Origin of the sequence: uncultured Roseicyclus sp., from assembly GCF_937892565.1 — a bacterium.
GTDB lineage: Bacteria > Pseudomonadota > Alphaproteobacteria > Rhodobacterales > Rhodobacteraceae > Roseicyclus.
In genome coordinates this window covers 1-5926 of the sequence record NZ_CALAHQ010000102.1, presented here as the reverse complement: position 1 = coordinate 5926, position 5926 = coordinate 1, and the positions used below count along the sequence as shown (strand labels likewise).

The window sequence follows — 5926 nt, the reverse complement described above, 5'->3', positions numbered from 1 at the left end:
GTTGCAGCGCGTGCAGATCCTTGGACACCGACCCTTCGCGGATAAGGACGCGCAGACCCTTCTGAAGCTTTTCGAGCGCCTCGATGGCTGTGGTCGCCTCGTGCTCGGTGCGGATTCCGGCTGCCACATAGGCGTTCAGGTCACAGCCCGACAGTTGCGGACAATGGCCATCGATGTGGCGCCCTTCGAACAGGCGCAGCTTGTCCATGGCGGCTGGGTCGCGGAGGATCACGCCGGGGTAATTCATAAATTCCGCCAACCCGATGGCGGAGGGATGGTTCATCAGCGCGACAAGATCCCCGGCCTCGATCCGGGCGCCGGCGGTTTCCATCTCGGTCGAGGGAACGCAGGACGACAGCTGCACGCGAATGTCCATCAGGGTATGGCGGCTGGCCTCCTGAAAATAGCGGATGCCATCGGGGCCGATCACGTTGGCGATTTCATGTGGATCGCAGATTGCGGTCGTCACCCCCAGCGGCGTCACGCAGCGGTCGAATTCGAACGGTGTGACGAGCGAGCTTTCGATATGCAGATGCGTGTCGATGAAGCCTGGCACCAGTGTCAGGTCCGTGACATCGACGGTCCGCTTGCCCTCATAGGCGGCGCCGATCCCCACGATCGTGTCACCACAGATCGCCACGTCGCCCGGGATCATCGTGTCGGTCACAAGGTCCCAGACCACGCCGCCGCGTAGAACGGTGTCGGCGGTTTCATCCCCGCGCCCCTGCGCGATACGGGTCTCCAGGTTGCTCATCGGTTCCCTCATTCCGCCGTTGCCATGCCGAGCCGTCGCAAGACCCGCCGTTCGACGATGACGACGGCCTGATAGAAAAGGACCGACAGCAACACCGAGACGGCGGCGACGGTCCAGATCATCCCGTAATCGAGAAAGCCGCGCGACTGGTTGAGCAGGTTGCCAAGGCCTTTTCCCGTCGCAAGCCATTCCGCGATCATCACCCCCAGAAGCGCGCGGGGCACCGTCAGGCGGGTTGCAGCGAAGAGATAGGGCAGCGAGGCCGGGATTGTGACCATGCGCATTTCGGTCCAGCGACTGGCGCCATAGGCGCGCGGCAGATCCTCGGCGCTGCGGGGCACGAGGGCGAGGCCTTGGGCCAGAGTCACGAAGGCCGGGAAGAATGTGACCGAGATCGTGACCCAAAGCGTGAGCGACGGCCCCCGCCCTAGGATCAGCACCAGAAGCGGCGTCAGCGCGACCAGCGGCATGGTTTGCGTGACAAGGGCAACGGGCATGAAAGCCTCGATGGCGCGCGGAAAGAGGCGCGAGGAAATCGCGAGCAGAAACGCAAAGCCAAGCCCCGCCGCCATGCCAAGGAAGGTGATCGGCAAGGTCTCGACCAGGGCCGCCAGAAGCCGTGTCTGCGCGCTTTCTGCCGTCGGGTCCAGAAACAGGTATTCGACCACGCCCCACGGCGTTTTCGAGATCAGGTCCGGCACGCCGGTCGCCTCGATGAAGGCCCACCAGACCAGAAAGGGCAGGGCAATCGTGCCGAAGGTCAGCGCGATGCGGCCCAAGGGGTGCCCGGCGCGGGGGGCTGCATCGGGCACGGCGGTGTTGAGCGTGACCGCGCGTGTGGACCCGACCGTGCGGGCAGCCAGCAGCGCGAACAGGCCATAGGACAGGCCCGCGATCAGCGTGGCGACCAATCCGATGCCCCAGAGCCGGTCAGGCTCGCCGCGCCCCAGCGAGCCCAGAAGATAGGCCCCGAGCCCCCAGCGCCCGCCGCCGCCGAATTCGGCAAGGATCGCGCCCAGCACCGCATTGGGTGCGGCCACGCGCAGCCCCGCAAGGATCGAGGGCAGCGCGCCACGGAACTGCACGCGGCGCAAGATGTCCCAGCGCGTGCCGCCATAGGCGCGGATCACATCGGTCGCGCGGCTGTCGGCCTGGCTCAAGCCGATGACGGTGGCCGTCATGGTGACGAAATAGACCCCCAGTGCCGCAAGCGCGATCCGGGGGGCCATTCCGGACAGTGTCAGGACAAGGATCGGCGCGATGGCGATGGGGGGCAGGGCGAAGACCGCGATGTTCACGCCCCGAAAGAGCCTCAGCGCCGTGGGCGAAAGTGCGAACAGGACGCCCGCGCCGATCCCGAGCGCATTACCGATCAGGAACCCCATGGACGAGGCATAGAGCGTCGCGCCGATGTGGCGGGGATAATCGCCCCAATCGACCCAGAGCCGGATCAGGATTTCCGAGATGCCCGGCAGCGCGCCCCCCGCCACCAGATCGAGCCGCCCGACGATTTCCCAGATCAGGAGAAGGATCGCCGCATTGCGCAATCCGCGCCACGGGCCCGATGCGTCAGCCGCCATGCAAGACCTCGGCGATATGATCGCACACTCGGTGAAAGGCCGGGTCCGAAAACAGCCCCGGCGCACGGGGGCGGTCGAAGCCGACTTCGATCACATCGACGATCCGGCCCGGGTTCGCGTGCATAACGACCACGCGATCGGCCAGAAAGACGGCCTCGTCGATGCCATGGGTGACCAGAAGCGCGGTCGAGCCGGTCTCGGTCCAGATGCGTTGCAGCTCGAGATTCATTTGGCGGCGCAGGATCTGGTCAAGCGCCCCGAACGGCTCGTCCATGAACAGGAACTGCGGATGCGTGACCAGCGCGCGGGCGATGGCGACCCGTTGGCGCATCCCGCCGGACAATTCGCCGGGCAGCGCGTTCTCGAACCCTTTGAGCCCGACAAGCTCGATCATGTGCTGGATGTGGTCGCGGGCCTGCGCGATCGGGCGGCCTAGCACCTCGAGCGGCACTTCGACATTGCGCCGTACGTTCCGCCAAGGCAGAAGCGCCGCGTCTTGGAATGCAACCCCGGTCTCGCCGGCCTTAGCGGCACCCATCGGGGTCTTGCCTGCGATCCGCACCACGCCGGTATCGGGCGCTTCTAGCCCTAGTGCGACACGCATCACCGTAGACTTACCGCATCCCGAAGGGCCAATAATCGCCGTGAACGAGCCTTTGGGGCAGGACAGGGTTATGTCGCGCAAAGCCTCGACCACCTTGCCCCGCCCCGAAAAGGTTTTTCCTACCCCGGAAAGAGAAATTCCATCCGGGGTCACGCTCAGATCTCCTCAAGCAGTGTGGTGTCGAACATATCGCGGGTGCCCTTTATGCCTACCTCGGCCAGGGCGCGCAGATTTGCCTCAATCCCTTCCTCGGTCATGCCCATATAGCCCGCCGGGCTTTCCATCAGAGGTTGCTGAGCATTGTTGAAGAAGATCTCGTTCTCGATGCTCCGGCCCGTCCCGGCGAACCAGGTATCGGCCCATTTCGGCGGCCAGCCATTCGGATCCTTGAAGTTCGCTTCCCAGCCCTTACGCGAGGCCCGCAGCCAGGCCACCAGCTCGGCGCGCTTAGAGGTAAGCGTTTCCTCGGTCACGACGACGGTGTCGTTGTAGATTGTGAAGCCGAAGTCATAGAGCAGAAAGGAGGTCGCCTCGACGCCCTGCTGGCTGATCGTGTAGGGCACGTTGGTCGTGAAATCGAGGCTGGCGTCGATCTCGCCCCGGATCAGCGGGGTCGGGTCGTAGGCATAGGGCACGATGTTCACCTGACCGGGGTCGATGCCGTTCAGCGCCAGCATGGCGTTGACCGAGATCACGTTCACCGGCGGCACAGCCAGCGTTTTGCCAATCAAGTCGCGGGGCTCGTTGATCGGGTTGGACGCCAGCGAGACGATGCCGATCGGGTTCTTCTGATACTGCGCGCCGATGATCTTGAAGGGCGCGCCCTGTTCCACGATGGCCTTGATTGTCGTGTCGGGCGTGGTCAGCGCCAGATCGGCGCGGCCCGCGATGATCGTGCTTTCCGGGATCACATCCGGGCCGCCGGACAGATAGGTCAGATCAAGGCCTTCCGCGGCATAGTAGCCTTCGTCGATGCCGATGAAGTAGCCGGCGAACTCGGCGTCGTTGATCCATGCGGCTTGCATAGTGAAGGGCGTAGAAGCGCGGGCGCGCAGAGGTATGGACGCAGCTGCGGCGGTTGCGGCAGCAGTTCCCAGGAAGTGACGGCGGTTCAGTCTGAGGCTCATTGGGAAGGGCTCCTCTTGTTGCGATGGGTCAGGCAAGGCCTTGCAGGCGTTGAAGCTCCTGCAGGGGCGGTGTGTCGGCGATCTGCTTGGGTTCGAGCAGGGGCCACTTCACGCCGCGGGGCCGCTTGGCGCGGCGCTCGACCACATGGGTGCGCGTTGGCGTGAATATCGTGTCAACGAGAATGTCGGTCTCCGAGGGCTGCAACTGGTCCTCGACGAGTTGCACGTCATGTACGACGGCGTGGACCGGCGTGTCGTCATCTACGAGGCCAAGATCCGTGAACATGCCCCATTCCAGGTCGAAGAAGCCGTGCCCCTTGCCGAACCGGACACCGTTGACGGAAACGGCAGACGCACCTGTCACTAGGTAGTCGAACCGGCCCTTTCGAGCGATCTCCTCCAGTGTGATCGGCACGCCGAAATGCTCCATCCCATCCAGCCAAGAGGCATAGAGTGCTGCGCCTTCAGGCACTGTTGCGGGATCCAGGTACAGGAACCCGCGGTAAATCCCGTAGGTCGACATCACGAATGGCTTGCCGGCCTCGATCATCCGACGCCGCAGGTCGGCCAGGCAGTTGTCGGGCGTAATAAAGGCAAAGCGGCTGTCGGCATAGGCCTGGTCCTGCACGACGCGTTCCGTGGCTGCTTCGGACCCTTCGAAATCTGGGATGACCTCTGCAAAGTTCATGTGGAAGCGGGTGTCCGGTCTCGCCACGTCCTTCAGTTTCGTCCATATCTTTTCGCGGATTGTCTTGGAGGTCGACATGGTGTCCATTTCGTGTGTTTCATTGTTTCACAACCATGAAACAAGAGTTCCAAACGTCAAGAGAAATCGTGCCCCATGGCCTCACGACTGATCCTCAGAATCCAGGAGCGTTCGTCGAGCCTGACATCGAGCGAGAGGAAGATAGCGCAGGTTCTCTTGCAAAATCAGGGCCTTGTCGAAACGCACACCGCCACGGAACTGGCTGCACGCGCCGGCGTTTCAAAGGCCACAACTGCTCGTTTTTTCCGCAGTTTGGGTTATGCCGATTTCGAGGAGGTTCGGCTTCAGGCCCGTGAAGAGCGCAACCGGCGCGAGCCCTATTCAGACCTCGAATCGATATCCCAGCCCGCAACCTTTGGGCGGACAATTTCCGACCATCTCGAACTGGAACTGCGCAACCTAACGCGGACCTTCGAGGAATTGCGCTCAGACCTGTTGCCCGAAATCGCGCAGATCCTCGAAACCGCGCCCCGCATATGGTTTGTGGGGTTCGGCGATGAACAAGGCGTGGCCCGGCTGGGTCAGTCGCTGTTCGCGCGGCTGCGTCACGGCGTACAAGAGCTGCGTGGGGAGGGGCAGACCTGGGCCAACGAGCTGTCGATGACAGGCCCGCGCGATGTGCTGATTGTGTTGACTTTCGAACCCCGACCCAAGGTTCTGAGATCACTGCTGGCCCATGCCCGAACCACGCGCATGCGGGTCATCACTCTGACCGATCATGCCTATGCGGCGCAGGCAGAACGGTTTTCGGAAGTGGTCCTGCCTTGCCATGTCGCGAGCTACGGCCCGTTTCCCACGCATGCCACAATGCTGTCGGTTTTGCGGTTGATCGCGGTTGCATATCTGGGCCGGAACCCTGAGGCTGTAGGCCAACGGATCTCGACCTTGGCCGCCATCGACGAAGAGCTGGATCAATTCGAGTGATCCTTGTGGGGCGAGACGCCGAGTTCCGCGTTTCCCCTGGCCTTAGGTGTCGCTGATCCCATTATTTTGTGGTGTGATGCATTTACAGGGACGGCAGCAAGTACCATTCGGACTGTAATAAAGGGCAACGTTACATCGTGTGGCCAGTCAGATTGTGGCCACGGCTTCTCA

At 62.9% G+C, this 5926-nt stretch carries 6 protein-coding genes; 1 reads left to right on the top strand and 5 read right to left on the bottom strand.

Annotated features, from left to right (window positions below; genetic code table 11):
* The 5 genes from Q0094_RS14055 to Q0094_RS14035 form a co-directional block, all read right to left on the bottom strand.
* The coding region (locus Q0094_RS14055) for an amidohydrolase family protein (protein ID WP_297620906.1) at window positions 1-754 on the bottom strand (754 nt) is incomplete at its 3' end.
* Between the two features lie 8 nt (window positions 755-762).
* A complete protein-coding gene (locus Q0094_RS14050; protein ID WP_297620903.1) occupies window positions 763-2334 on the bottom strand; it encodes an ABC transporter permease in 1572 nt (523 codons plus the stop codon).
* Complete coding sequence (locus Q0094_RS14045; protein ID WP_297620909.1) at window positions 2324-3031, bottom strand: ABC transporter ATP-binding protein; 708 nt, start codon at window positions 3029-3031, stop codon at window positions 2324-2326. The genes Q0094_RS14050 and Q0094_RS14045 overlap by 11 nt, the downstream gene beginning before the upstream one ends.
* Window positions 3032-3093: 62 nt before the next feature.
* A complete protein-coding gene (locus tag Q0094_RS14040) occupies window positions 3094-4065 on the bottom strand; it encodes an ABC transporter substrate-binding protein (RefSeq protein WP_297620900.1) in 972 nt (323 codons plus the stop codon).
* A 28-nt stretch (window positions 4066-4093) separates the two neighbouring features.
* Window positions 4094-4831, bottom strand: coding sequence for a 5-formyltetrahydrofolate cyclo-ligase (locus Q0094_RS14035; protein WP_297620897.1), 738 nt, complete (start codon window positions 4829-4831; stop codon window positions 4094-4096).
* Between the two features lie 75 nt (window positions 4832-4906).
* Here Q0094_RS14035 and Q0094_RS14030 point away from each other — a divergent pair, with 75 nt between their 5' ends.
* Window positions 4907-5755 (top strand): MurR/RpiR family transcriptional regulator, encoded by an 849-nt coding sequence (locus Q0094_RS14030; RefSeq protein ID WP_297620893.1) that lies wholly within the window; start codon window positions 4907-4909, stop codon window positions 5753-5755.
* Window positions 5756-5926 lie beyond the last annotated feature (171 nt).

Bases quoted from the DNA above. Each gene is read 5' to 3' on its own strand.
- Q0094_RS14030 (WP_297620893.1), top strand. From the start codon at position 4,907: ATGGCCTCACGACTGATCCTCAGAATCCAGGAGCGTTCGTCGAGCCTG.
- Q0094_RS14050 (WP_297620903.1), bottom strand. From the start codon at position 2,334: ATGGCGGCTGACGCATCGGGCCCGTGGCGCGGATTGCGCAATGCGGCG.
- Q0094_RS14040 (WP_297620900.1), bottom strand. From the start codon at position 4,065: ATGAGCCTCAGACTGAACCGCCGTCACTTCCTGGGAACTGCTGCCGCA.
- Q0094_RS14035 (WP_297620897.1), bottom strand. From the start codon at position 4,831: ATGTCGACCTCCAAGACAATCCGCGAAAAGATATGGACGAAACTGAAG.